Source organism: Ferrovibrio sp. (assembly GCF_965278975.1).
In the GTDB taxonomy this organism is placed as follows: Bacteria; Pseudomonadota; Alphaproteobacteria; order Ferrovibrionales; family Ferrovibrionaceae; genus Ferrovibrio.
In genome coordinates, this window is sequence record NZ_OZ257126.1 from 4,466,100 (window position 1) to 4,492,301 (window position 26,202).

Genomic DNA, 26,202 nt, shown 5'->3' on the forward strand with positions numbered 1-26,202 from the left:
AGGCCATACCGGCATGGCCTATGGATATAGTTGCAACCTTCGCAGCCCCGCTCGCCGCCCTGCCGCCCTTCTGGGCCGGCCTGGGCGCCAGCGTGTTTGCCGGCGTGGTGATGACCGGCCTGGGCGCCGCCCCGGTGTTTTTCATCAACCGCATCCGCCCCAGCGTGCAGAATGCCATGCTGGCCTTTGCCGCCGGCGTCATGCTGGCCGCCACCTTCTTCTCGCTGCTGCTGCCGGCCCTGGATGCCGCCGAGATCGGCCTGGGCAGCCGGCCAGGTGCTGCCGGCGGCGTGATCGCCGCCCTGCTGACCGGCGCGCTGCTGATGCATCTGGCCCATGGCCTGGTGCCGCATGAGCATTTCCAGAAGGGCCGCGAGAATGCCGATGCCTCGCGCCTGAGCCGCATCTGGCTGTTCGTTGCCGCCATCGCCATCCACAATTTCCCCGAAGGACTGGCTGTCGGCCTGGCGGCGGCAAGCAACGATCCGGTGGCCGGCGTCGGCGTCATGCTCGGCATCGGCCTGCAGAACATGCCCGAAGGCCTGGCCGTGGCCATCGCGCTGCGCGGCGAGGGCTACAGCCGGGGCCGCAGCTTCCTGGTGGCTTTCTTAAGCGGCGTGGTCGAACCGTTCGGCGGCCTGGTCGGCGCCGGGGCCATCGTGATGTCAGCCGCCCTGCTGCCCTGGGCGCTGGCGTTTGCCGCCGGCGCCATGCTGTTCATCATCTCGTCGGAAGTGATCCCGGAAACCCATCGCCACGGCTCCGAACGCGGCGCCACCGCCTCACTGTTCGGCGGCTTCGTGGTGATGCTGTTCCTGGATGTAACGCTGGGCTGATGTAACCCTGGGCTGACAAGTCTTAGCTTGTCTGGGGCGGTGCGCGGTTGGCACGCCATTCCGCCAGCAGGATGCCGCCCAGCACCAGCACCAGCGACACCACATGATACAGCGCCAGCGTCTCGCCCAGGATCAGCATGGCGAAGCCGGCGCCGAACAGCGGCACCAGGTTGGAGAACAGGCCGGCGCGGCCGGCGCCGATCAGTTCCACGGCGCGGATGAAGAATATCTGCGACAGCAGCGACGGGAAAATCGCCACATAGATCAGCAGCAGCCAGCCCTTGGTGCTGGGCCAGAAGAATTCACCCGTCGCGATCTCCATTCCCAGCGGAATGAAGGACGAGACCAGCGCCGCCGGGGTCATCGCCGCGAAGAATACCAGGCTGGGCACCAGCGGCCGCTTGCGCAGCAGCACCGAATAGCCGGAATAGAGAATGGCGGCGATCAGGATCAGCAGGTCGCCATGGTTGATGCTGAGATCCAGCAGATGCTGCACATCGCCCTTGGCGCCGGTAAGGATCACGCCGGCCATCGATACCAGCATGCCGATCCATTGCAGCGCCGTGACACGCTGGCCGAAGAAAGCCAGGGCGAAGATGAAGATCAGCGCCGGCATGGCGCCGTTGATGATGCTGATATTGATCGCGGTGGTGCTGTGCGCCGACCAGTAGAGCAGGATGTTGTAGCTGGTATAGCCCAGCGCACCCATCAGGGCGAGATAGACCATGCGCGGCTTCAGCACCGGCCAGTATTGCCGCAGGCCGGCGCTGCTGAAACCGAGCATGATGCCGGCAACGATGAACCAGCGCAGGAAGGTGAGCGAGGCCGGCGAGATTTCACCCACCGCCAGGCGGCTCACCGCCGCATGGCCGGCCCACATCATCATGGTGAGGGTGAGCAGCAGGTAAGCGTTGCCGTAGAAACGCCCGAACAGGCTGGTAGTTTCAGCGGAAGCAGGGGACGGGGCCATGAAACCTCGGACTGGATACAGCCTGGTGCTGCATGAAAGACTGGATCAACGCATGTTCTGGCAGCCATCTTCCGTGGCCGGCCCCCGATGCGGCCAGTCTGCCCTGCCCGCCCTGCGGGGGCAAGCTAGGCCTGTCGCTTTTCTGGCGCTTAAGCTAAACACAGGCCATGAACAGCATTTCCGGCGACAAGATTTTCGGCGATCGGGGAATTCTGACCATCGACCTCGCGGCGCTGGTCGCCAACTGGCGCTATCTGGCCGCTCAGGCACCGGATGCCGAATGTGGCGCGGTGGTGAAAGCCGATGGCTATGGCCTGGGCGCGGCCGAGGTAAGCGCTGCCCTGTTCGAAGCCGGCTGCCGGCGCTTCTTCGTCGCCCATATGGAAGAAGCCATCAGGCTGCGCCAGGCACTTCCCAGGGAGAACTTCCCCAGGGCCATAATCCACTGCCTGCATGGTATTCCCGCCGGGGCCGAGACCGATTGCCTGATCGCCGGCATCGTGCCGGTGCTGTCCACCCCGGAGCAGATCGCGCGCTGGCGCGGTGCCGCCAAGGCCGCCGGTCGCGCCCTGCCCGCCGCGCTCCAGGCCGATACCGGCATGAACCGCCTGGGGCTGCAGCCCAGGGAAGTCGATGCCCTGCTGGCTGATCCTTCGGCCCTGGACGGCATCGCGGTGGATTTCGTGATGAGCCACCTGGCCTGTGCCGACGAGCCGGAGCATCCGCTGAACCAGGCGCAGCGGCAGCGTTTCGATGCCCTGCGCCAGCGTTTTCCCGGCCTGAAAGGCAGCTTCGCCAATTCCGCCGGCATCTTCCTGGGCCCCGCCTACCATAACGATATCCTGCGCCCCGGGATCGCGCTTTATGGTGCGAGTCCGGCGCCCGGAATCAGCATGCGGGAAGTGGTGCGGCTGGAGGCCGCGATCCTCCAGGTACGCGACATTGACTTCCCCGAAACGGTTGGCTACGGTGCCGCGTATCGCGTTGAAAAACCGAGCCGAATTGCCACCCTGGCGGTGGGTTACGCGGACGGTTTTCTCCGCTCTCTCTCCAACCGTGGCTTTGCCGCGCTCAAGGGAACAGGACCGGATGGGCAAGCGGGCGAAGTGCGGGTGCCGCTGGTCGGCCGGGTCTCCATGGACATGATCACGCTGGACGTTTCCACCCTGCCGCCGGAGCATTGCCGCCCAGGCATGCGCGCCACGCTGATCGGCGGCGCCGTGCCGCTGGATGAGCAGGCGGCGCTGGCCGGCACCATCGCCTATGAATTGCTGACCGATCTCGGCAAGCGTTACGCACGGGTCTACCGATGAACCCGCTTGCCGCCGTCGGCCGCATCTTCCTCAATTTCCTGGCCTCGATCGGGCGCCTGGCGATGTTCGCCGGCACCGGCCTGCGCCATTGCGTCACCCCGCCCTTCTATGGCCGGCTGATCTTCCGCCAGATGATGGTGATCGGCTATTACTCGCTGCCCGTGGTCGGCCTCACCGCGCTGTTCACCGGCATGGTGCTGGCGCTGCAGATCTATATCGGCTCCTCGCGCTTCAATGCCGAGAGCGCCGTCGCCACCATCGTGGTGATCGGCATCACCCGCGAACTCGGCCCCGTGCTTGGCGGCCTGATGGTGGCGGGCCGCGTTGCCTCCGCCATGGCTGCCGAAATCGGCACCATGCGCGTGACCGAGCAGATCGACGCGCTGACCACGCTGTCCACCAACCCGTTCAAGTATCTGGTGGCGCCGCGCCTCTATGCCGGCATCATCACGCTGCCGATCCTGGTACTGGTGGCCGATATCATCGGCGTGATGGGCGGCTATGTCGTCGGCACGCAGAAGCTCGGCTTCAACCAGGGCACCTACCTGAAGAACACCTTCGACTTCCTGGAAACGCTGGACGTGGTGTCGGGCCTGGTGAAGGCGGGCGTGTTCGGCTTCATCATCGCGCTGATGGGCTGCTATCACGGCTTCAACTCCAAGGGCGGCGCCCAGGGTGTCGGCCGCGCCACCACGGATGCCGTGGTTTCCGCCTCGATCCTGATCCTGGTGGCGAACTACTTCGTCACCGAACTGTTCTTCGCCACCAAATGACCGAGCTGAAACTCTCCCTCAAGGATGTGAAGAAGCGCTTCGGGCCGAAGACGGTGCTCGATGGCCTGTCGCTGGATGTGCGCAAGGGCGAATCCGTGGTGGTGATCGGCGGCTCCGGCACCGGCAAGTCGGTAATGCTGAAATGCGTGCTCGGCCTGATCCGGCCGGACTCTGGCAGCATCATGATCGATGGCCAGGAAGCCATGAAGTTCAGTGCCGACGAGCGCGAGGAAGCGCTGCGCAAATTCGGCATGCTGTTCCAGGGTTCGGCGCTCTTCGACAGCCTGAAAGTGTGGGAGAACGTGGCTTTCGGCCTGATCCAGGGCCGCAAGATGGAACGCACCAAGGCGAAGCAGATCGCGCTGGAAAAGCTGGCCCAGGTTGGCCTCACGCCGGATGTCGGCGAACTCTCGCCATCAGAACTCTCCGGCGGCATGCAGAAGCGCGTGGCCCTCGCCCGCGCCATCGCCGCCGAGCCGGAAATCATCTTCTTCGACGAACCGACCACCGGCCTTGATCCGATCATGGCCGATGTGATCAACGACCTGATCGTCGCCTGCGCCAAGAAACTCGGCGCCTCCACGCTTTCCATCACCCATGACATGGCCTCGGCACGCAAGATCGCCGACCGCATCGCCATGATCTACAAGGGCCGCATCATCTGGCAGGGGCCGGTGAGCGAGATCGACAATTCGGGCAATGCCTATGTCGATCAGTTCATCCATGGCCGCGCCGAAGGCCCGATCAAGATGGACGTGCTGAAACCCTGATGGCGCGCGCCTCGGATAGCTTCGTCTGCCAGGATTGCGGCGCCGTCTATCGCAAATGGCAGGGCCGCTGCGATGCCTGCGGCGCCTGGAACCGCATCCAGGAGGAAGCCGCCGCAGCCCCCGTGCCCAAGGGCCTCTCCTCGGGCAAGGGCAAGGCGCTGCATTTCTCGGCGCTGGATGCACAGCCGGAAAACGTCACCCGCACGATTACCGGCATCAACGAATTCGACCGCGTGCTCGGCGGCGGCCTGGTGCCCGGCTCGGCGATCCTGATCGGCGGCGATCCCGGCATCGGCAAATCCACCTTGCTGTTGCAGGCCACTGCCGCCATCGCGCGGCGCGGCGTCACGACTTTGTACATCTCGGGCGAAGAAGCGGTCGGCCAGATCGGCATGCGGGCGCAGCGCCTGGGCCTTGCCGATGCGCCGGTGAAGCTGGCCTCGGCGAATTCCCTGCGCGACATCCTGGCCGGCATCGACAGCGTGACCGGTAAGGGCGCCGGTCCGGCAGTGATCGTCATCGACTCGATCCAGACCATCTTCGCGGACAATATCGATTCCGCGCCCGGCACCGTCACCCAGGTGCGCACCTGCGCCCAGGAACTGATCCGCGCCGCCAAGCGGTCCTCGGCCGCCGTGTTCCTGGTCGGCCATGTCACCAAGGACGGCCAGATCGCCGGCCCGCGCGTGGTCGAGCATATGGTCGATACCGTGCTGTATTTCGAGGGCGAGCGCGGCCACCAGTTCCGCATCCTGCGCGCCGTGAAGAACCGCTTTGGCGCCACAGACGAGATCGGCGTGTTCTCGATGACCGATGGCGGCCTCTCAGAAGTCGCCAATCCCTCCGCGCTGTTCCTCGGCGGTGCCGAGAATGCCGACAAGACCCAGCCGATGAGCGGCGCCGCCGTGCTGGCCGGCATGGAAGGCACGCGTCCCCTGCTGGTGGAAATCCAGGCCCTGGTCGCCCCCTCGCCGCTTGCGACACCACGCCGCACCGTGGTCGGCTGGGATTCGGGCCGGCTCGCCATGGTGCTGGCGGTGCTGGATGCCCGCTGCGGCCTGCGCTTTGCCGGCTGCGATGTCTATCTCAACGTCGCCGGCGGCCTGCGCGTGGTGGAACCCGCCGCCGACCTGGCGGTGGCCGCCGCCCTGCTCTCGGCGCTCGCCGACAGCCCGGTGCCGGAACGCAGCGTGTTTTTCGGCGAGGTCAGCCTGGCCGGCGAGGTCCGCCCGGTCAGCCAGGCCGAAGCCCGGCTGAAAGAGGCGGCGAAACTCGGGTTCCAGCAAGCCATTATGCCCGTCGCGGGCAAAAGTAAGGTAAAAGGCATCAAGGGCGTGGAGCTGATTCGCCTGGGTGAACTGGTGGAACTGTTCCCCGATGCCCGCCGGGCTTCCCAACGCCTGGGCCGCCATGGCGGCCGTTCGGGCCCAGCGGACGACGAGGAGTGAGAGGCTGATGGACAAGCTGCCGATCAACCCGGTGGACCTCGGCGTTTTCGCCATTCTGCTGGTTTCGGCCCTGCTGGCGCTGTTCCGGGGCTTTGTCGGGCTGGTGCTGTCCACTGCCGGCTGGATCGCCGCGGTAATCGCCACCTGGTATTTCTTCCCGCCCGCCGAGGCCTTTGCGCGGCAGTATATCCAGTCCGGCCTGCTGGCCGGGATTGCCGCCGGCGCGGGAATTTTCCTCCCCACCCTTATCTTTTGCTCGATACTGACCCATCTCATCGCCGAGCGGGTCCGAAGCTCGGCGATCAGCGCCATAGACCGCTCGCTGGGCTTCCTGCTGGGTTTGGCCCGGGGCGCGCTGATCGTGATCGTGGCCTTCTGGGTCCTGGATAAGTTCGTGATGAAACCCAATGCCGAGCCGGGCTGGTACACCGAGTCGCGTACCCGGCCCCTGGCTACCCAAGCCTATACCTGGCTGTATGACCGGGTGATTGAGCAACTTACCGGCAGCCGGAGTGCCGGTGCGGCCAGCCCCGCCGCACCTGCCAGCCCGGCGCCGGGGAGTGGCGGCCGTCCAACGCCGGTGCCGAATCGCACGCCGATCGGCAGCGGCGCTGACTCCAGCCGCGATTCCGGCTATAAGACCGAGGAACGCCGGGGCATCGAGAGCCTAATCCGCACGCAGGACAAGCCATGAACCGTCCGTTGGCGCCATGCCATCGGGCGGCGGAGCAATGATGATGCTGCACACCAACCCCTTCGATGACGACAAGCTGCGCGAGGAGTGCGGCATCTTCGGCATGTATGGCACGCCCGACGCGGCGGCCAATACGGTGCTGGGGCTGCATGCCCTACAGCATCGCGGCCAGGAAGCCGCCGGCATCGTCACCTTCCATGAAGGCCGCTTCAACAGCCACCGCGCGCTCGGCCATGTGGCGCCGAACTTCTCGTCGGAGAAGGTGATCCGCGAACTGCCCGGCCTCACCGCCATCGGCCATGTGCGCTATTCCACCTCGGGCGCCACGCTGCTGCGCAACGTGCAGCCGATCTATGCCGATCTCGAAGGCGGCGGCATCGCCCTGGCGCATAACGGCAACCTGACCAATGCGCGCCAGATCCGTGACGACCTGGTGGCCAAGGGCTCGATCTTCCAGTCCACCATGGACACCGAGGTGATCACCCATCTGGTGGCACTGAGCCGCAAGGGCACCGTGGTCGAACGCATCGTCGATGCGCTGAAGCAGATCGAAGGCGCCTATGCGCTGGTCTGCCTGACGCCGAAGAAGCTGATCGGCGTGCGCGATCCCTGGGGCGTGCGCCCGCTGGTGCTGGGTACGCTGAAGGGTGCGCCGATCCTGGCGTCTGAGACCTGCGCGCTGGATATCATGGGCGCCGAGTATGTGCGCGACGTGGAGCCGGGCGAGCTGATCGTGATCGATGCCGATGGCATCCACAGCCACCACCCCTTCCCGCCGGTGAAGCGCCGCTTCTGCATCTTCGAATACATCTACTTCGCGCGGCCGGATTCCCAGGTCGAGGGCTTGAGCGTCTATGAATCGCGCAAGCGCATCGGCGCCGAGCTGGCGCGCGAGAATCATGTCGATGCCGATGTGGTGATCCCGGTGCCCGATAGCGGCGTGCCGGCAGCCATCGGCTATGCCGCCGAGAGCGGCATCCCGTTCGAGCTGGGCATCATCCGCAACCATTATGTCGGCCGCACCTTCATCGAGCCGACCGACCAGATCCGCCATCTCGGCGTCAAGCTGAAGCACAATGCCAACCGCGCCTATATCCAGGGCAAGCGCGTGATCCTGGTGGACGATTCCATCGTGCGCGGCACCACCTCCACCAAGATCGTGGAAATGGTGCGCGAGGCCGGCGCCAAGGAAGTGCATATGCGCATCGCCTCGCCGCCGACGACGCATAGCTGCTTCTACGGTGTCGATACGCCGGAACGCTCCAAGCTGCTGGCCGCGACTCATTCGGTCGAGGAGATGACCAAGTTCATCAAGGCCGACAGCCTCGCCTTCCTGACCATGGATGGCCTCTACCGCGCCATGGGCCGCAAGGGCCGCGAGCCGGGCAATCCGGCTTATTGCGATGCCTGCTTCTCCGGCGACTACCCCATCGGCCTCACCGATGAAGCAGATCGCAACGCGCGCGGCCCGCGCCAGCTCACCCTGTTGGCCGAGACCGGCTGATCGCTGAAAGTTAAACATAATGCGTCTCAAGGACCGGATCGCGCTGATCACCGGCGCCAGCCGCGGCATCGGCGCCGCGATTGCCAAGCAATATGCCCGCGAGGGTGCCCACGTCATCCTGGTCGCCCGCACCGTCGGCGCGCTGGAGGAACTGGATGATGAAATCCGTTCACTCGGCGGCAGCGCCACGCTGGTGCCGATGGACATGGAAAAGACCGAGCTGATCGACGGCCTGGCCGCGCCGCTGTTCGAACGCTTCGGCAAGCTCGACGTGCTGGTGGCCAATGCCGGCATGTTCGGCAAGCTGACGCCGACGCCGCAATATCCGCCGGACCTGTGGGAGAAGGTGTTCAAGCTGAATGTGCATGCCAACCAGCGGCTGCTGCGCGCCACGCATCCGCTGCTGCATGCCTCCGGTACGGGCCGCGTGATCTTCGTTTCCTCCACCGTCGCCCGCGCGCCGCGCGCCTATTGGGGCGCCTATGCCGCCAGCAAGGCGGCGTTGGACAACATGGCGCTGACCTATGCCCGCGAAGTGGAAGCCGGCAGCATCCGCGTCAACGTGGTCAATCCCGGCGGCACCCGCACCGACATGCGCGCCGCCGCCTTCCCGGGCGAAGATCCGCTGACCCTGCCGGCGCCGGAAGACATCGTGGAGCTTTTCGTATCACTGGCCGAAGCCGGCAATACGCGCCATGGCGAATGGCTGAACGCCCGCGATTTTAAATAATGCTGCCAGGCTTCAAATGCTGACTGGAGAGCAGCGCGCCGCAATCGCCGCGCGGCTGCTCGCCGCCCGCCAGGGCGGGCCGCTGCTGGATAGCAGCGGCATCGCGCTTGATCTCGACGATGTGTATGCCATCCAGGCAGCGGTGATGCCGGCATTGGGGCCGGTGGGCGGCTGGAAGGTCGGGCGCGGCTCGGTGCATGAACCGATCATCTTCGCGCCGATCCGCCACAGCGGCATCGCCCCCTCGCCCTGCCTGTGGCCGCGCGCGGAATCCCTGCTCTGCGGCCTGGAACTGGAAATCGCTTTCCGCATCGATGGCCCGCTGCCGGCGCTGGATGCGCCCGATTATGCCGCGCGGCTGCAAGCCTGCGTCACACCGCTGCCGGTCTTCGAGGTGGTGGACAGCCGGCTCAGCGACCCGGAAACCGCCGATCCGCTCTGGCGCCTCGCCGATTTCCAGCTCAATACCGGATTGATCATCGGCAAGGCACACGAGAAGCCGTGGCGGCCGGACGATTTCATCCGCGTGCCGGGCGAATTGATCGCCGACTCAAGCACCATCGCCGAAGGGATGCTGACGCAGCTTGGCGGCTCGCCGTTTGAGTTGCTCATGCTGCTGCTGCGCCAGATCGGCAATCATTGCGGCGGCGTGCAGCCGGGCCACATCGTCACCACCGGCTCCTTCACCGGCCTGCGCTTCTTCAAGCCCGGCACGCGCCTGCGCGGCACCATCGCCGGCATGGCGCCACTGGAGATGATGTTCGGCGCCTAGCGCTGCATCATCCCTGCTTGTCACTCTCGCGTATGCGAGAGTCCCATTTCCTTTGACGACACAATCAAATGGGATACCCGCGTTCGCGGGTATGACGTAGGGGGGCGCGGGAATGACAGAAAAGGCAGTACACTACTCCGCCTTCATGCCGGCGGGCGCCACCATCGAAGCAGTCAGCCCCATGGCATCGAGCGATTTGCGTACGCTGCCATTGGCCTTCTGTTCCTCGATGAAGCTGTTCACATAAGGCAAGGCCGCAGCCCCCTTGCCGCGCGGCACCGCGACCGAGGTGGTGGAGTTGAGGAAGCCGCCATCCAGCACCTTGGAATTCGGCACCTTGCCGAGCAGGCCGAGCAGCGATTCACGCGACAGCCCGATGGCTTCGGCATTGCCGCCATTCACCAAAGCCACGGCATCATCGACGCCACGCACCCAGACCACCTTGGCCTGCTTGTAATAGGCGGAAGCGGCGCGGCCCGTGGCGGTACCTTCCACGCCGGCAATGCGGATATCGGCGCGGTCGACTTCCGCCAGCGTATTGGCCCTGGCGCGTTCGACCACCAGCAGCGTGCTTTGCAGCAGGTGATAGGCGGCGCCGAAATCCACCAGCTTGGCGCGCGCCGCGTCATGCGGCATGAAGGTGACGTCCCAGGCATCCTTGTCGCCGACGGCCGTGATCTCGCCGGTGGAGGCGTAATCAACGAATTGCAGCGGACGGCCGATCTTGGCGGCGAGCGCACGGCCGAGATCGACGGTGACGCCCTTGAACTGGCCGCTGGCGTCTTTCACCGCATAGAGTGCCGAAGGCGCGGGCGAAATCGCGATGGCGACGCGCAACGGGCCTTTTGGCGCCAGCACATCCAGCGGCGGCGCGACGGACTGGGCCATGGTTTCTCCCGATATCAGCAGCGCAGCCGCCAAACCAAGACGCGACAATAAACTACGCATTGCGAGAATACGCATCGTTTCCTCCCGCCGTCTTGAGCGCGGCTGATGGAAAGTCTAGGCGGAAAATGCTCACCAGCCATAGCGTTTTTCCACCCCATCACGCGGCTTTCATCATTCGGCGGGCCATGCCAAGGTGACGGCCCGGCAGCTTACCTTCGGTCGTCGTCATGTCGTCTCCAAGCTTCACCCGCTCACCGCTTTTCGGCATGGCCCTGGTCGGTTTCGGCGCCATCGGTTTCGGCATCATGCCGCTGTTCATCCGCATGGCTTATGAGGAAGGCCAGTCGCCACTGTCGCTGCTGGTCTGGCGCTTTGCCATCGCGGCGGCCTGCTGCCTGCCGTTCCTGCCCGCCATCCTGAAGAACCGCCGCGACTTCGTTTTCGCCTTCCTGGCGGGTGCCGCGTATATGAGCTCGATGCTGTTCTACTTCATCGCGCTGCAATACCTCACCGTGGCGCTGACGGTGCTGATCCTGTTCACCTATCCGCTGTTCACCATCCTGCTCGGCTGGCTGGCCTTCGGCGAGAAGCTGACCCGCGCCAATCTGATCGCCGCCGCCCTGGTGTTCATCGCGGCCGCCCTGATCCTCTCGCCCGATGCGGTGGCCGGCGCGCCGTTGCTGCCGGTGCTGCTCTGCTTCATTCCGCCGGCGGCCTATTCGCTGTTCATCCATGTCGCGGCGCGGCGCCTGAGCAGCATCATCGTGCCGGTGCGGCTCGGCGGCGTGTTCATCGGCGGCTTCCTGGCGATGCTGGGGCTGTGCCTGGCCTGGGAAGGCGGCGTCACCATACCGACCAGCTTCAAGGCCTGGGGCGCGGCGGCGGCGCTGGCTATCCTCAGCACCTTCGGCGCCCTGGGCCTGCTGCTGCTGGGCGCGCCCATCGCCGGGCCGGAGCGATCGGCGATTGCTGGCGCGGGCGAATTGATCACCTCGCTGCTGGTCGGCCTGCTGGCTTTCTCGGAGCAGATTTCCTGGCCGATGGCGGCGGGCGCCGGGCTGATCCTGCTGGCCATCGTGGTTTCGGCACGCGCAAGCCCCGAACCACAAAAAACATAATTTCTTTGTTTAATTAATCTAATCACAAACGAAGTTGATTGAATTTTTACTCTGGGATAGCGTCCTCCCGGTTCGTCACCAGGAGGATGTCGATGTACCGCCCCACCATTCTCGCCGCCCCCAGCCTTGCCATTGTGCTCGCGGCCGGCCTAGGGCTTGCTGCCCCGTCCCAGGCGCTGGCGCAGCAGGCCCCGCAACAATTGTCGGAAGCCGCCTTCGCGGCCCAGACCTGCAACCTCTGCCATGGCAGCCCCACCTATGTGTCGCCGACCATGCCGCCGATCCATGGCGTGGATGCCAAGACGCTGTATGAGGCGCTGATCGAGGTGAAGACCAACAAGAAGCCCTCCACCATCATGGGCCGCATCGCGCGCGGCTATTCGGACGATCAGCTCAAGGCGATCGCCGAGCATCTGGCGCGCAACTAAAGGGGGATGCCATGACCGACTTCAATCGCCGTCAACTGCTCGGCGCCGGCCTTGCCGCCAGCGCCACCCTCACCCTGCCCGGCTTCGCCGCCGCCCAGGTCAACCGCAATGCCCCGGCCCGCGTCGTCGTGGTCGGCGGCGGCTTCGGCGGCGCCACCGCGGCGCGCTATCTCAAGCTGTTCGATCCCAGCCTTGAGGTGACGCTGATCGACCGCGACGCGCTCTACACCACCTGCCCGTTCTCCAACTACGTGCTGGCCGGCGTGCGCAGCCTGGACTCGATCCAGCATCGCCGCGATCCCTTGCAGCAGCGCTGGGGCGTAAAGCTGGTGCGCGCTTCCGCCACCGCCATCGACACCGGCGCCAAGCGCGTGCGGCTGGCCGATGGTGCCGTGCTGCCCTACGACAAGCTGGTGGTGGCACCGGGTATCGAACTGAATTACGGCGGCGTGCCGGGCTACAGCGAAAAGGGCGCCGAGCGCGTACCGCATGCCTGGAAGGCCGGGGCGCAGACCGCTTTGCTGCGCCGCCAGCTTGAAGCCATGCCCGATGGCGGTACCGTGATCATCGCGCCGCCGGCCAATCCGTTCCGCTGCCCGCCAGGGCCGTATGAGCGGGTGAGCATGATCGCCTGGTATCTCAAGACCAAGAAGCCGAAGTCGAAGATCCTGATCTTCGACGCCAAGGATGCCTTCTCCAAGCAGGGCCTGTTCCAGGCCGCCTGGGAGTCGGAATATCCCGGCATGATCACCTGGGTCGCCGGCAAGGATGGCGGCAAGGTGGAGGAAGTGGATGTCGCCAATCTCAGCATCAAGGCCGGCTTCGGAACCGAGAAGGCCAATGTGCTGAACCTGATCCCGCCGCAGACCGCCGGCAAGATCGCCATCGATGCCGGGCTGGCCGAAAGCAATGGCTGGTGCGCGGTCGATCCGAAGAACTTTGCCTCGCGCAAGGCAGCCGATGTGCATGTGCTGGGCGACGCCTCGATTGCCGGTGCGATGCCGAAATCCGGCTCGGCGGCGAACAGCCAGGCCAAGGTGGTGGCGGCGGCTATCGTCGCCTCGCTGCGTGGCCAGGCTGCCCCGCCGGCCGTGTTCCACAACACCTGCTACAGTCTGGTGTCGCCGGATTACGGCATCTCGGTCACCGGCACCTACCGCCCCGGCGAAACCGTGGCGGAAGTGCCGAACAGCGGCGGCGTCAGCCCCGCCCGCGCCGATGCCGCCTTCCGCAAGCAGGAAGCCGAGCATACGCTGGGCTGGTATGCCGGCATCATCGCCGACAGCTTCGGCTAAGGCGCACTGCATCGCTTAACGAAAGCCCGGCCCTCACAGGCCGGGCTTTTTCGTTTTCAACACCGCCACCTCATTGTCATACCCGCGAAAGCGGGTATCCCATTATGGACTGAAATGGGACCCCCGCTTTCGCGGGGGTGACGCCAAGACGCGAAGCGACCTCAGTCTCGCCAAGGATCACCGCCAATGCCGATATGGTCAACAATCTGTGGTCTTGCGGGGGCAACATTCAATCCCCTAAGGTCATGCATGCTATGCCACCGGATACTGAATTTGCCGCAATCGATGCCGCACTAGATCAGTGGGTGCATAAACGTGGCCTACGCTTGGCCAAGACCTTCAAAGATTATTCGGTCCGCTCCATACCGATAGAAACCTCACGGGGTGAATTGATTGGCCAAATATGGCTGACACCATCGGATGCAAATCGTTGGGCGGTGCATTTGAGTCTCATGATTAGGGGAGAAGAAGTGGCTGAAAGCCATTCCACTTCCCCAGAGGGCTTGCCTGACTGTCTTGAGCAACTATGGCTGAGGGTTGTACAGGCCCAGCAGTGACGGCCTGAATGCCCCCTGGAGGGCCAAGTCCTTCGGGCCTCTGCACCCACAACGCCTTCGGCGTTGCGCTTAGGGCCTCAAGCCGTGCGCTGATGCGCGCCGGTCATCAATTCGCGCAGCTTGCGCTCGATGGCCGGGGTGACCGGATCGATGCCGCGCAGGATCAGGCTGAGCGCCATGCGCGAGAGGCCGACCTTGGGAGCGATATCATCCAGCGTGCGACCCTGATCGGCGCACCAACGCGCGACGATCACGTCGGTATCCTTCGGGAAGAAGCGCTGGCTGCCAAAGATGAATGATTCGGGAAGCATGGTTCCGGGATAAGCCAGTTCGCCCGGCAATGCAACACTTCTCCGTCGGCGCCGCCGCGACGACTCTTCCTAGGATTGCTTCGGCGGTACCAGGAAGTCAAAATCGCAGCCACCATCCGCTTGCAGCACCGTATCCATGTACAGCTTGGCATAGCCACGCGTTGGCGCTTCATGCGGCAGCGTCACCGGCTCGGCGGCGCGGCGTGACAATTCGTCATTATCCACCAGCAGATCGATGCGGCGCTTTGCCACATCCAGGCGGATGCGGTCGCCGTTGCGCACCAGGCCGAGCGGACCGCCATCAGCGGATTCTGGTGTGATATGCAATACGATGGTACCGAAGGCGGTGCCGCTCATGCGCGCATCGGAGATGCGCACCATGTCCTTCACGCCCTGGCGCGCCAGTTTTTTCGGAATCGGCAGATAGCCGGCTTCCGGCATGCCGGGCGCGCCTTTCGGGCCGGCATTGAGCAGCACCAGCACGTCATCGGCGGTCACATCCAGCGCCGGGTCATCGACGCGGTTGGTCATGTCCTCCACCGAGGTGAACACCACGGCGCGACCCTCATGCTGCATCAGCTTGGGCGAAGCCGCCGCCTGCTTGATCACCGCACCGCGCGGCGCCAGGTTGCCGTGCAGCACCGCCATGCCGCCCTCGGCCTTCAAGGGATTGCCGCGCGGACGGATCGCGGTCTGGCCGCGCACTTCCTCGGCGCCAGCCACCACATCGGCCAGGGTGCCGCCGGCCACCGTGGGCGCGGAAAGATCCAGCAGGTCGGCCAGTTCACGCATCAGGCGCGGCAGGCCGCCGGCATGATGGAAATGCTCCATGTAGTCGTTGCCCGAGGGCTTGAGGTCGATCAACACCGGGGTGGAGCGGCCGATCTCGTCGAAGCTGTTCAGATCAAGCTCCAGCCCGGCACGGCCAGCCATGGCGGCGAGATGCACGATGCCGTTGGTGGAGCCGCCGATGGCTTGCAGCACCACTTGCGCGTTACGCAAACTGGCCGGCGTCATCAGCTCGCTGGGCTTCGGCCCACCACTCTTGGCCATTTCAGCGGCGCGCTTGCCGGAGGCTTCCGCGATGCGGCGGCGCTCGGCATGGGGTGCCGGCACGGTGGCGCCAAGTGGCAGGGTGAAGCCGAGGGCTTCGGAAATGCAGGCCATGGTGGAGGCGGTGCCCATCACCATGCAGGTGCCGACCGACGGCGCCAGGCGGTTCGACACCGCTTCGATCTCGGCTTCCTGCATCTGGCCGCCGCGATAGCTGCCCCAGAGCCGGCGGCAATCGGTGCAGGCGCCGAGCACCTCGCCCTGGTGATGCCCCACCACCATCGGGCCGACGGGCAGGAACACGGTGGGCAGATCGGTGCTGATGGCGCCCATGAGCTGCGCCGGCACGGTCTTGTCGCAGCCGCCGATCAGCACCACGGCATCCATCGGCTGGGCGCGCAGCATCTCCTCGGTATCCATCGCCATCAGATTGCGCAGGAACATCGAAGTGGGATGGGCGAAACTTTCATGGATCGAGATGGTGGGAAACACCATCGGCAGCGCGCCCGACAGCATGACGCCGCGCTTCACCGCCTCGATCAAATCCGGCACATTGCCATGGCAGGGATTGAAATCGCTGTAGGTATTGGTGATGCCGACGATGGGCCGGTCCAGCGCATCGTCGGAATAACCGGCGGCCTTGATGAACACCTTGCGCAGGAACAGCGAGAATTCGGCATCGCCGTAGCTGGTCAGGCCCTTGCGCAATCCTCTCTTGCTGGCGCCCTGGCCCCTCTTGCTGTCACCCTGGCTCATGACCGGCTCACTTCTTCTTCGAGGCTTCGTAGCGCGCCTTGGTGGCTTCGTTCGGCGGATAGAGGCCGGGCAGCGGCACGCCGGCATCAATCTCGCCCATGATCCAGGCTTCCTGGCGCTCCTGCTCGACGGCCAGCGGCAGCACGGCTTCGAGCAAAGCCTGCGGGATCAGCACCGCGCCATCGTCATCCACCACGATGATGTCGTTCGGGAACACGGCGACACCGCCGCAGGCAATCGGCTCCTGCCAGTCAACAAAGGTGAGGCCGGCCACGGAGGGCGGCGCGGCATAGCCATCGCACCACACCGGCAGGCCGGTGCCGAGCACGCCGGCAACATCGCGCACCACGCCATCGGTGATCAGGGCGGTGACGCCGCGCTTCTGCATGCGGGCGCAGAGGATGTCGCCGAAGATGCCAGCGTCTTTCACGCCCATGGCATCGACCACGGCAATGCAGCCCGCCGGCATCGCCTCGATGGCGCCCCGGGTGGATTTCGGCGAGGCCCAGGATTCCGGTGTTGCCAGATCCTCGCGCGCCGGCACGAAGCGCAACGTGAAGGCACGGCCGACGAGGCGCGGCTGGCCCGGCTTCAGCGGCTTGGCGCCGCGCAGCCAGACATTGCGCAGGCCCTTCTTCAGCAGCACCGTGGTCAGCGTGGCGGTGGTGATGCCCTTCAGGGTTTCGATCACCTGGGGATCGAGCGGCTGCGCTTCGACGGACATGGGCGTGTTTCCTCCGGCTATGTGTTGCCGCCACTATAGCAACCGGCCCGGCGGTTGGAACCGCGCAGCGGCACGGGTCGGAACGAAAAGCCAGGCGTGGGGCCAAAAAAAACCCCGGCGCCGAGTTCCGGCGCCGGGGGTCCCATGGAGGAGAAAAATCGTGGGGGAAGCCGTGGATTACCGGCTGCCCACGCTGGGAAAACTAGAATCTATTCGTCGTCGTCATCCTCGCCCGGGCCGGCATCGATGGCAGCGGCCACCACGCCGGCATTGGCGCGAACCGCAGCCTCGATCTTGGCCGCGACTTCGGGATTCTCTTTCAGGAAGTTCTTCGCCTGCTCACGGCCCTGGCCGATGCGCTGGCTGTCGAAGGAAAACCAGGCGCCCGACTTCTCGACCACATTGGCCTTGACGCCGAGATCGACCAGCTCGCCGGTCTTGGAAATGCCTTCGCCATACATGATGTCGAACTCGACCACCTTGAACGGCGGCGCCACCTTGTTCTTCACTACCTTGACGCGGGTCTGGTTGCCGACCACGTCGTCCTTGTTCTTGATCGCGCCGATGCGGCGGATATCGAGGCGCACGGACGCATAGAATTTCAGCGCATGGCCGCCGGTGGTGGTTTCCGGGTTGCCGAACATGACGCCGATCTTCATGCGGATCTGGTTGATGAAGATCACCATGCAGTTCGACTTGGAAATCGACGCGGTGAGCTTGCGCAGCGCCTGGCTCATCAGGCGGGCCTGCAGGCCGGGCAGCGAATCGCCCATCTCGCCTTCCAGTTCCGCCTTCGGCACCAGGGCGGCGACGGAGTCGACCACCAGCACCTCGATGGCGCCGGAACGCACCAGGGTATCGGCGATCTCAAGCGCCTGCTCGCCCGTATCGGGCTGCGAGATCAGCAGGTCGCCGATATTCACACCGAGCTTGCGGGCATAGGCCGGGTCGAGCGCGTGTTCGGCATCGACGAAGGCGCAGGTGCCGCCGCGCTTCTGGGCTTCCGCCACCACATGCAGGGCCACGGTGGTCTTGCCCGAGGATTCCGGGCCGTAGATTTCGATGATGCGGCCCTTGGGCAGGCCGCCGATGCCGAGCGCGATATCCAGGCCGAGCGAACCGGTGGAGATTTCCTCCACCTCCATGCTCTGGCGCTGGCCGAGGCGCATGATCGAGCCCTTGCCGAAGGAACGCTCGATCTGGCTGAGCGCGGCTTCGAGAGCTTTACCCTTATCCATGTTGTCTTTGTCCACTAAACGGATGCTGGCGGAAGTAGCGGCGGCAGAGGCTGCCATTGGTGGACCCCATCCTTTCACGGCCCCCGCGGAATTGCAACGAGGCTCGGTTAACCCCGTATATGTTCTAACTTTGTATGCCCTGTCCAGCGAAATTTATAACCCGCTGGTTTCCCTCATTTTTTTGCTTTGTTCTGGGAACAATCGCGGCTCTGTTCCGGCCCGTTCCTGTTTCCTGGAGCGGAACAGCGATTCCCATGGAACGGCCACAGGCTGCGGCTGTCAGCCCATCACTTCCTTCAACTTGCCGGCGAGCTGGCTGAGCGAGAACGGCTTGGGCAGGAACGACACGTTGTCGGCATTGGCGAGGCCGCGGCGCAGGGCATCCTCGGCATCAACCAGCATCTCGATGCGGTCGAGTTCGGCTTCCGGCAGGCTCAGCCTCGTGCTCGCCGGAATTGACCTCGATCACAGCGTAGCCCTTGTTGCGCAGCGCCCAGGCGGCGCTCGATCAAACAAAGGCTACTCCTTAGAATTCATCGTTGTGAAATGTCAGATGGACTTGTACGGCCACGATCCTGCGCGCCCACGACGCAAAGAGCATCGTCAAGTAGCAAAAAACTAAGTAGAAAAAGGCAGGCAGGGGGTTCGAGGCAAAACTGCCGAAGCGGCCACCAGGACTCAAAAACAACTGCCCATCAAAAATGGAAAATGCGAGCAGTGCTTCTCCAAGGATGAGGCTGATAATCACTTTGCGCACCTCGGCATTTACGCCGGAGAATGCCCTCCTCAAACGAGGTAGCTGCCGAAGAACAAAAGCAAGGGCATAGAAATTATATAAAACAGCCACTGCGAAAGAGATGCCGAACATGAACTTCAGCAGCTCCCGTTCGGCTCTTGAATAGGAACTACCGAAGCGGTCGACATTCTCAACAGCCCATATCTTGTCGACCGCATAGCCATTGAACGCATCGGTCAACGGCGAGAGCCAGCCAGGTAGTGCGTTTGCCTGTTTCAAAAAACCGAAGCTGAGCACAAACAGGCCGACAATGAAGAAGCCGATCAGTGCCAGGCAGAGCGGCTTGAAATCCATATACAGCCAGAAGTTCGATAGCTTCCTTTCAGCGGGAAGTGGGGAGATCATCTTGCTGCTCATCGGGAAGCGGACCTCACATTGTTGCGGAAGAACCGTAGCCCTCGTCAGCCCATCACATCCTTCAACTTGCCGGCGAGCTGGCTGAGCGAGAACGGCTTGGGCAGGAATGACACGTTATCGGCGTTGGCGAGGCTGCGCCGCAGCGCATCCTCGGCATAGCCGGAGATGAACAGGATCTTCAGATCCGGGCGGCGCTGGCGCATGTGTTCGGCCAAGGTCGGCCCGTCCATGTTCGGCATCACCACGTCGGTCACCAGCACCTCGACGCGATCAAGCTGTTCCTCGGGCAGGCTCAGCGCCTGCTCGCCGGAATTGGCCTCTATCACGGTATAGCCCTTGTTGCGCAAAGCCCGGGTGGCGAAGGCGCGCACCGCATCCTCGTCCTCCACCAGCAGCACCAGGCCCTGGCCGGTGAGATCGGGCGCGGCAACCGCCGGGCTATCCTCGCGCGCAGCGGAACGCTCGGTGGCGCTCGGCTCATGGCGCGGCAGGAAGATGCGGAAGATGGCGCCCTGCCCCACTTCGCTTTCCACCTGGATGAAGCCGCCGGTCTGCTTGATGATGCCGTAGACCGTGGAAAGCCCCAGGCCGGTGCCGGCGCCCACCGCCTTGGTGGTGAAGAAGGGATCAAAAATCTTCGCCAGATTCTCCGGCGCGATGCCATGGCCGCTGTCGCTAACCTCGATCAGCACATAATCGCCGGGTGGCATCATTTCGCCGCCGAGCGTCAGGCTCGGCTGCTGCGGCCGCCAATAGGCGGTGCGGATGCGCAATTCGCCGCCCCCGCTTCCACTGGCGCCAGTACCCTGCAGCATGGCATCGCGGGCATTCACTGCCAGATTGATGATCACCTGTTCAAGCTGGCCCTGATCGACCCGCACCAGGCCGAGATCGCGGCCATGCACCAGGCGAAGCTGGATGGTCTCACCGATCAGGCGGCCAATCAGGTTGCGCAGATCGGCCAGCACATCGGTGACATCCAGCACCTTGGGCATCAGGGTCTGCTGGCGCGAGAAGGCGAGCAGCTGGCGCACCAGGTTGGCGGCGCGATTGGCATTCTGCTTCACCTGCATGATATCGGCGAAGCTCTGGTCGCCCGGCTGGTGGCGTTGCAGCAGCAGGTCGCAGAAGCCGATCATGGCGGTGAGCAGGTTGTTGAAGTCATGCGCGATGCCGCCGGCAAGCTGGCCCACCGCCTGCATCTTCTGGCTCTGATTGAATTGCTGTTGCAGGTTGCGCTGGTGCGTGGTGTCGACCAGATAGACCAGCTGTGTCGCCTGGCTGTCGGCACCGGCATCGAGCGAAGCGGCGAACAATTCCGCGATGCGCGGTCTCGCCGCATCCTGGCCCGGAAAGCGCACTTCCAGCGGCCGTGTCACGGCTTCGTTGCGCCGCACCGCCATGAGATGGCGGTTCAGTTCGGCGCCATCCTCCTCGCGCACCACGGCGGCAAGGCGCTGGCCCGGCCAGTCATGGCGGCCGCAGAGCACGCCGAAAGCCGCGTTGCCCTCGATGATGCTGCCGGCGGCATCCAGCACCAGGATGCCAATCGGCGCCTGATCGAAGAAGCGGCGGAACTCGGCTTCCACCGGCCGCAGCGTGCCGCGCACGCGCAATTCGCGGCTCAGGTCATGCACCACGGCGGAATAGCGCGCGACATGACCATCCGGCCCCGGCACCGGCGTCTGGCTGACGCCGACCAGCCGCAGCGGCTCGGCGGCCGAGCCATGCGCGGTGCCGGGCGGGCTGAGCTTGGCCTCGCCGCCTTCCCAATCCGGCGTGATGGCACGGCCAGAACCAGTACCAGTGCCAGTACCCGACTCATCGGCGGGCAGCAGCACGTCATTGAGTTTCAGCGCGCCGCCGGTCAGCGCATCCGGGGAAAGGCCGAGCCAGGCCGAGAAGGTGCGGTTGGCGAACAGGAAATGCCCATCCGGCGCGATGGAATAAAGCCCCACCGGGGCGTTGTCGAGAAAACCCGCCAGCGCATCGCGCTGCACCGCCATGTCCATCAGCGCATGATGCTCATGGGTGATATCGGCCAGGTCCCAGATCAGTTCGGAAGGCTCGTCGGGCCGCACCATGACGCTGACCGCCAGCCACAGTTCAGCACCATCGGCGCGGCGCAGCGTCACCTGATCGGTCACCGCGCCGGAAGCCGGCACCCGGCGGCTCAAACGCTCAAGGGCTGCTTGCACCTGGCTGGCGAGTTCCAGCGGCGAGACCCGTTCGGGCTGGCCGCAGCTTTGCGCCAGGCGGCCATAGATGGCATTGGCACAGACGACGACGAGGCCCTTGCCCGAACCGGCACGGGTGATGACGCGGGCATGGGGCGCGGCATCGGCGATCACCTGCGCCAAAGCCGCACGGTCCGGGGCGGCATTGCCACCCAGCAGGCCGGACAACCATGTTTGCGCCATAACCGACTCTCCATAACCGACTCTGCGGCTTTCCGCAGCTTCGGTTATGGGCGTTGCCGTGCTGGGGCGTCAAGCAGGCTGTTTCACTGGCCCGAAACGGTGGCGGGGACGCTGGCTGGGGCGCAGGGCGGCGTGGATTGATCGACCATGATCAGCGCCGCGGTTTCAAACCCCAATGCCCGCGCCTGTTCGATCAGCCGCGCCTGCGTTGCCGCATCCAGTTCGGGCCGCCGGGCCAGTATCCACAGATATTCCCGCGACGGACCGGAAACCATGGCCCAGGCATAATCCTGCCGGTCGAGGGCAAAGACGTGATACCCGCCCGAGAACGGCCAGAAGAATGTGACGCTGAGGCTGGCGATGGAGGGCGCGCCGAGAAACCTGGCCTTGCCCTCGGCCTGTTTCCACTTGCAGGTGTCGCGCTCCAGGCCCCGATTGATGACACGCAGGGTGCCATCCGCATTGGCCTCATACTGCGCCGTCACATTCGCCAGGCCGCGCTCGAAGCGGTGATCCAGCCGGGCTATCTCGTACCATTGCCCGAGATAGCGACCGGTATCGAAATCAGATACCGGCGTCACGCCATCCGGCGGCGCGGTGCAGCCAAGCAACAGCGCGGCGACGGGAACCAGGAGCAGATTGCGCAAGCGTGAGATCATGTCCCCAGAGGTAAGCCACTGCACCGGCATTTTCAAACCCCCGGCTATTCAAATCCCTGCGCTTCAAACTCCTGGCCCATCAAATTCCGGACACCGGCCCGGTATGACACCCTGCTGCTCGGGGCAGCAGAGTGTCACGCGTCGGCAGGCTGGCGCGACAGCACTACTTCATCGGGATCGATACCCAGCTTGCCGATCACCAGATAGGCCTTGCCATCCACGGTTTCGACCGCATCGACCACGCCGCGCACCAGCACATCGGTTTCCAGCTTCTCGCCCTTGGCATCCTTGGCCGTCACCTCGACCTTGTAGGCGCCGCCATCTGGCTTCTGCACGCCTTCGGTGGTTTTGCCATCCCAGGTGAAATCATGGCGGCCATTGGCGGTGTTGCCAGCCCCGGTATAGAGCAGTTCGCCATCCTCGTCGTAGACCTTGATCTCCACCGTGACCGCGCCCTTGGGCACACCATAGGAGAATTTGGCCTCGCCATCCTCCAGGTAATTCACGTTGCCCATCGCCTGCACTTCCTTGCCGATATAGGCCAGCGCGTCACTCGACTTGCTGCCATCCAGCGCGGCAAGAATCTGGTCGAGCTTGCCGGTCTGCTGGATCTGCTGCTCGATCTGCGAGAACTGCACCAGTTGCTCGGTGAAATCCTTCGGGTCCATCGGATTGGTCGGGTCCTGGTTCTTGAGCTGCGTGGTGAGCAGCTTCAGGAAAGTCTGCATATCGGCGGTGAGCTTGTTGGATGAAGCAGTCTGCGCCGTGTTCTGGGTGTTGCTGCCGGTGCCGACAGTGGAAATCATGGTCATGGTGTTGTTCCTTTTGTTTGCGCGGGTGGATCAGCGGCTGATGTTGAGGGTTTCCTGGAGCAATTCGTCGGCCACGGTGACCAGCCGCGCATTGGCCGAATAGGCCCGCTGCGCCACGATCATCTTGGCGAACTCCTCGGCGATATCGACGTTGGACTGCTCGATGGCCGAGGCGACGATATTGCCGACGCCGCTGCCGCCGGCCTGGCCGAGCACGGCACTGCCCGATTGCGGCGTGGCGACGAAGGCATTGCCATCGACGCGGTCGAGTTCGGTGGGATCGCGGAATTTCGCCAGCGGCACCTGGAAGAAGGTTTTCACATTGCCGTTGTCGAAGGTGACCGAGACCATGCCGTTGGCATCGATCGCCAGGCTCTTGTAATTGCCCTGCGGCACGCCGTTCTGCTGCAGGTCGTTGAGCTGCAGCGTGGTGCCGCCGAACTGCGTGGTGCCGTTGGTGGAGCCGAAGGCTCCGAGATCAAGCTGCACCGCCTGCGGCCCCGAGCCGAAATCGAGATCGAAGCTGAAGGCGGCATTGTCGCCCAAAGCCGTGCCGATGCTGCCATTGAGGCCGCCGGCGGTGCCGAGGCCAGAGATGGTGCCGGCTGGCGCGTTGGTGCCGTTCACATCGCCGCCGAAACTGACCGTGGCCGGGCCGAAGCTTGCCGGCGTGCTGCCCGGCGCGTCGATGGTCAATTCCCATTCGCTGGCGGCGGTGCGGGTCCAGGTCAGGTTCACCGTGCGGGCATTGCCGAGCGCGTCATAGACCTGGAAGGAGGAAACCGGCAGCGTCGCCGGCAGATTGCCATCGGTATCCACCGCATTGGCCGGCAGCGTGGCGGAATACTCGATCAGGCTGGTCTGCACCGGCTGGTCGAGCAGGTCGGAGACGCGGATTTCCCGGGTCTGCGAGCTATCCACCACGCCGGTCACCGGATCGACCGCCCAGCCTTGCAGGTAGTAGCCCGACGAGTTGACGAGATAGCCCTTGGTATTCTGGGTGAAATCGCCGACCCGCGTGTAATACGCCGTCTGCTCGAAAACGGGCTGGCCATCGGCGCCGATGCCGACCTGCTTCGAGACCGGGATGAAGCCATCGCCCGAGACCGCGAAGGAAGTGCCCGACGCCACCTGCTGGATCGGCCCTTGGGCGTTGTTGGCGAAGAACGGGCGGTTCTGCACGCCGCCCGGCGAATGGCTGTTGGCCTGCGCGCTGGATTGCGTGATCAGCGTGGAGAAACGCGACTCCACCTTCTTGTAGCCAGGCGTGGAGGCATTGGCGACGTTGTCGGATATGAAGCCGATGGCGGCGGCCTGGCCGTTCAGGCCGGCCAAGGCCGCCTGCATCGCGGCACTGATGGACATGCTGTCTCCTCTCGTTCGGTTTGGCCCCCGGGGATTCGGGTGCGCGGTGGAACCGCAACCTCTGGAGAGCAAGGCGCATGCCAAAATAGGAAAAAATACTTAAGTCATTCAATCTTAAGAATTATTACCGCAGGGTTAATCAGGGTTAACCTAAAGCTGTGGATAACATCCCGGCAGATTGTGCCGGAAGCGGCAAAAAATGCATAGTTTACCGCTATTTACCATAGTTCCGGCGAATCGCATGGTATGCCGCTGTCAAGTCCTGCCGCAACGTCAGGGCGCAGAAAAGTTATCGGCCGGATGGCTCCGGCGGATCAAATAAGAACATTTTGTGAAATTAACGATGGCGGGCCGGCTGAACCACTGTCCGGTATAGCCTTGCCAGAGTAGCCGCTGACCTTACCCGCAACAAAGACCGTCATGCCCTGCGGAGGCAGGGCATCCACGCGTTCCTTTTATTGCAGTCAATCAAGCAACAGACTCGTGGATGGCCCGCCTACGCGGGCCATGACGGGTTTATTGTTGGCACGCGCCTAATTCAGCTTGTCTTTCAGCTTCATGACGTAGCTGATGACATCGGCCACCGCCTTGTAATGCTCCACCGGGATCGGGTTGTCGATCTCGACCAGGAACAGCGCGCGGGCCAGCGGCACATTCTCGACAATCGGCACTTCATGCTCGGTGGCGATTTCGCGGATGCGCTTGGCGATCAGGTCGGCACCCTTGGCCACCACCATCGGCGCATCCATCTTGCCGATCTCGTATTTCAGCGCCACGGCATAGTGGGTCGGGTTGGTGACCACCACGCTGGCCTCCGGCACTGCCGACATCATGCGCTGGCGCACGCGCTGCATGCGCAACTGGCGCAGGCGCGCCTTGATATGCGGATCGCCTTCGCTTTCCTTGTATTCGTCCTTCAACTCCTGCTTGGTCATGCGGAGCTGCTTCATGTGGTTGTAGCGTTGGTAGAGATAGTCGGCGACGGCGACCACGAAAACGATGGCCAGCATGGCGCCGAGCAGCTTGAACACGATGCGGATCGTGTGTGGCAGCATCAGGTTGATATCCAGTGCCACCAGGGTTTCCAGCGAATCAAGTTCAGGCATGATCAGGTAGACCAGCAGCACGCCGATCACCGAAATCTTGATGATGTTCTTCACGAACTCGACCAGGGTCGCCACCGAAGCGATGCGCTTGATGCCGTTCAGCGGATTGAGCTTGTTGAGATCGGGCATCAGCCGCTCGGGGCTGAAATGCAGCGGGTTCTGCATCAGGCTGCCGGCCAGGCCGAACACCGCGAACAGGCCAAGGATCGGCAGCAGCACGGCGCTGATATCGAACACCATGTCCAGCGCCAGGTGGGTGAGATGCGCGGGATCCATCGGGATCTTGTGCGGCGACTGGAAGAATACCGTGGCGGTGCCGGTGAAGCGCCGCACCAGGGTATCGCCCAGCATGTACATGCCGATCATGGCGGCAAGGAAGGTGAACCAGTGCCCGATTTCCTGCGACCGCGCGATGTTGCCTTTCTCTTCGGCATCGCGCAATCGCTTCTCAGATGGGTCTTCGGTTTTAGATTCGGGATCGGCATCTTCCGACATGCGGCGGCCTCCCT

Annotated in this window: 25 protein-coding genes; 12 read left to right on the top strand and 13 right to left on the bottom strand. The window is 64.2% G+C overall.

Features of this window, described 5'->3' with window-relative positions; translation table 11 throughout:
• Positions 1-20: 20 nt before the first annotated feature.
• The gene (locus tag ACQY7X_RS21555) at positions 21-836 is read left to right on the top strand and encodes a ZIP family metal transporter (RefSeq protein ID WP_428247549.1); all 816 of its coding nucleotides are present in this window, start codon (positions 21-23) and stop codon (positions 834-836) included.
• 22 nt (positions 837-858) lie between these two features.
• On the opposite strand, the gene ACQY7X_RS21560 is transcribed toward ACQY7X_RS21555, so the two are convergent.
• The gene (locus ACQY7X_RS21560) at positions 859-1,806 is read right to left on the bottom strand and encodes a DMT family transporter (RefSeq protein ID WP_428247550.1); all 948 of its coding nucleotides are present in this window, start codon (positions 1,804-1,806) and stop codon (positions 859-861) included.
• Between the two features lie 167 nt (positions 1,807-1,973).
• On the opposite strand from ACQY7X_RS21560, the gene alr reads away from it, so the two are divergent.
• The 8 genes from alr to ACQY7X_RS21600 are packed head-to-tail and all read left to right on the top strand — an operon-like array spanning position 1,974 to position 9,810.
• Positions 1,974-3,119: an alanine racemase gene (gene alr / locus ACQY7X_RS21565; protein WP_428247551.1), complete on the top strand. Its 1,146-nt coding sequence runs from the start codon at positions 1,974-1,976 to the stop codon at positions 3,117-3,119.
• Positions 3,116-3,892: an MlaE family ABC transporter permease gene (locus tag ACQY7X_RS21570; RefSeq protein ID WP_428247552.1), complete on the top strand. Its 777-nt coding sequence runs from the start codon at positions 3,116-3,118 to the stop codon at positions 3,890-3,892. The genes alr and ACQY7X_RS21570 overlap by 4 nt, the downstream gene beginning before the upstream one ends.
• Complete coding sequence (locus ACQY7X_RS21575; protein ID WP_428247553.1) at positions 3,889-4,662, top strand: ABC transporter ATP-binding protein; 774 nt, start codon at positions 3,889-3,891, stop codon at positions 4,660-4,662. Before ACQY7X_RS21570 ends, ACQY7X_RS21575 begins: the two co-directional genes overlap by 4 nt.
• Positions 4,662-6,110, top strand: coding sequence for a DNA repair protein RadA (radA, locus tag ACQY7X_RS21580; RefSeq protein ID WP_428247554.1), 1,449 nt, complete (start codon positions 4,662-4,664; stop codon positions 6,108-6,110). Before ACQY7X_RS21575 ends, radA begins: the two co-directional genes overlap by 1 nt.
• A gap of 7 nt (positions 6,111-6,117) precedes the next feature.
• The gene (locus ACQY7X_RS21585; RefSeq protein ID WP_428247555.1) at positions 6,118-6,804 is read left to right on the top strand and encodes a CvpA family protein; all 687 of its coding nucleotides are present in this window, start codon (positions 6,118-6,120) and stop codon (positions 6,802-6,804) included.
• 43 nt (positions 6,805-6,847) lie between these two features.
• Positions 6,848-8,308 carry an amidophosphoribosyltransferase gene (gene purF, locus ACQY7X_RS21590; protein WP_428250089.1) on the top strand — a complete coding sequence of 487 codons (1,461 nt, stop codon included), beginning with the start codon at positions 6,848-6,850 and terminating at the stop codon, positions 8,306-8,308.
• 19 nt (positions 8,309-8,327) lie between these two features.
• A complete protein-coding gene (locus tag ACQY7X_RS21595) occupies positions 8,328-9,038 on the top strand; it encodes an SDR family NAD(P)-dependent oxidoreductase (protein WP_428247556.1) in 711 nt (236 codons plus the stop codon).
• Positions 9,039-9,054: 16 nt separating this feature from the next.
• Positions 9,055-9,810: a hypothetical protein gene (locus ACQY7X_RS21600; protein WP_428247557.1), complete on the top strand. Its 756-nt coding sequence runs from the start codon at positions 9,055-9,057 to the stop codon at positions 9,808-9,810.
• A 132-nt stretch (positions 9,811-9,942) separates the two neighbouring features.
• On the opposite strand, the gene ACQY7X_RS21605 is transcribed toward ACQY7X_RS21600, so the two are convergent.
• Positions 9,943-10,698 carry a transporter substrate-binding domain-containing protein gene (locus tag ACQY7X_RS21605; protein WP_428247558.1) on the bottom strand — a complete coding sequence of 252 codons (756 nt, stop codon included), beginning with the start codon at positions 10,696-10,698 and terminating at the stop codon, positions 9,943-9,945.
• 227 nt (positions 10,699-10,925) lie between these two features.
• Here ACQY7X_RS21605 and ACQY7X_RS21610 point away from each other — a divergent pair, with 227 nt between their 5' ends.
• The 3 genes from ACQY7X_RS21610 (at position 10,926) to ACQY7X_RS21620 (ending at position 13,539) form a co-directional block, all read left to right on the top strand.
• Positions 10,926-11,816, top strand: coding sequence for a DMT family transporter (locus tag ACQY7X_RS21610; RefSeq protein WP_428247559.1), 891 nt, complete (start codon positions 10,926-10,928; stop codon positions 11,814-11,816).
• Positions 11,817-11,908: 92 nt separating this feature from the next.
• A complete protein-coding gene (locus ACQY7X_RS21615; protein WP_428247560.1) occupies positions 11,909-12,244 on the top strand; it encodes a c-type cytochrome in 336 nt (111 codons plus the stop codon).
• An 11-nt stretch (positions 12,245-12,255) separates the two neighbouring features.
• A complete protein-coding gene (locus ACQY7X_RS21620; RefSeq protein WP_428247561.1) occupies positions 12,256-13,539 on the top strand; it encodes an FCSD flavin-binding domain-containing protein in 1,284 nt (427 codons plus the stop codon).
• 634 nt (positions 13,540-14,173) lie between these two features.
• Here ACQY7X_RS21620 and ACQY7X_RS21625 read toward each other — a convergent pair.
• From ACQY7X_RS21625 to flhB, 11 genes are all read right to left on the bottom strand, one after another.
• Complete coding sequence (locus tag ACQY7X_RS21625; RefSeq protein ID WP_428247562.1) at positions 14,174-14,407, bottom strand: hypothetical protein; 234 nt, start codon at positions 14,405-14,407, stop codon at positions 14,174-14,176.
• Between the two features lie 69 nt (positions 14,408-14,476).
• On the bottom strand, positions 14,477-16,216 hold the full coding sequence (locus ACQY7X_RS21630) for an IlvD/Edd family dehydratase (protein ID WP_428247563.1): 1,740 nt from the start codon (positions 16,214-16,216) through the stop codon (positions 14,477-14,479).
• A 7-nt stretch (positions 16,217-16,223) separates the two neighbouring features.
• Positions 16,224-16,940, bottom strand: a complete 717-nt coding sequence (locus tag ACQY7X_RS21635) for a ribonuclease activity regulator RraA (protein ID WP_428247564.1) — start codon at positions 16,938-16,940, stop codon at positions 16,224-16,226.
• A 209-nt stretch (positions 16,941-17,149) separates the two neighbouring features.
• Positions 17,150-18,235: a recombinase RecA gene (gene recA / locus ACQY7X_RS21640; RefSeq protein WP_428247565.1), complete on the bottom strand. Its 1,086-nt coding sequence runs from the start codon at positions 18,233-18,235 to the stop codon at positions 17,150-17,152.
• Positions 18,236-18,457: 222 nt separating this feature from the next.
• Positions 18,458-18,580 (bottom strand): hypothetical protein, encoded by a 123-nt coding sequence (locus tag ACQY7X_RS21645; protein ID WP_428247566.1) that lies wholly within the window; start codon positions 18,578-18,580, stop codon positions 18,458-18,460.
• Between the two features lie 124 nt (positions 18,581-18,704).
• Positions 18,705-19,331 carry a hypothetical protein gene (locus ACQY7X_RS21650; RefSeq protein WP_428247567.1) on the bottom strand — a complete coding sequence of 209 codons (627 nt, stop codon included), beginning with the start codon at positions 19,329-19,331 and terminating at the stop codon, positions 18,705-18,707.
• 44 nt (positions 19,332-19,375) lie between these two features.
• On the bottom strand, positions 19,376-21,751 hold the full coding sequence (locus ACQY7X_RS21655) for a response regulator (RefSeq protein WP_428247568.1): 2,376 nt from the start codon (positions 21,749-21,751) through the stop codon (positions 19,376-19,378).
• 83 nt (positions 21,752-21,834) lie between these two features.
• Positions 21,835-22,398 carry a lipocalin family protein gene (locus ACQY7X_RS21660; RefSeq protein WP_428247569.1) on the bottom strand — a complete coding sequence of 188 codons (564 nt, stop codon included), beginning with the start codon at positions 22,396-22,398 and terminating at the stop codon, positions 21,835-21,837.
• Positions 22,399-22,544: 146 nt separating this feature from the next.
• Positions 22,545-23,222 (bottom strand): flagellar hook assembly protein FlgD, encoded by a 678-nt coding sequence (locus tag ACQY7X_RS21665; protein WP_428247570.1) that lies wholly within the window; start codon positions 23,220-23,222, stop codon positions 22,545-22,547.
• Positions 23,223-23,252: 30 nt separating this feature from the next.
• Positions 23,253-24,587 (bottom strand): flagellar hook protein FlgE, encoded by a 1,335-nt coding sequence (locus ACQY7X_RS21670; RefSeq protein ID WP_428247571.1) that lies wholly within the window; start codon positions 24,585-24,587, stop codon positions 23,253-23,255.
• Between the two features lie 533 nt (positions 24,588-25,120).
• The gene (flhB, locus tag ACQY7X_RS21675; RefSeq protein ID WP_428247572.1) at positions 25,121-26,188 is read right to left on the bottom strand and encodes a flagellar biosynthesis protein FlhB; all 1,068 of its coding nucleotides are present in this window, start codon (positions 26,186-26,188) and stop codon (positions 25,121-25,123) included.
• Between the last annotated feature and the right edge of the window lie 14 nt (positions 26,189-26,202).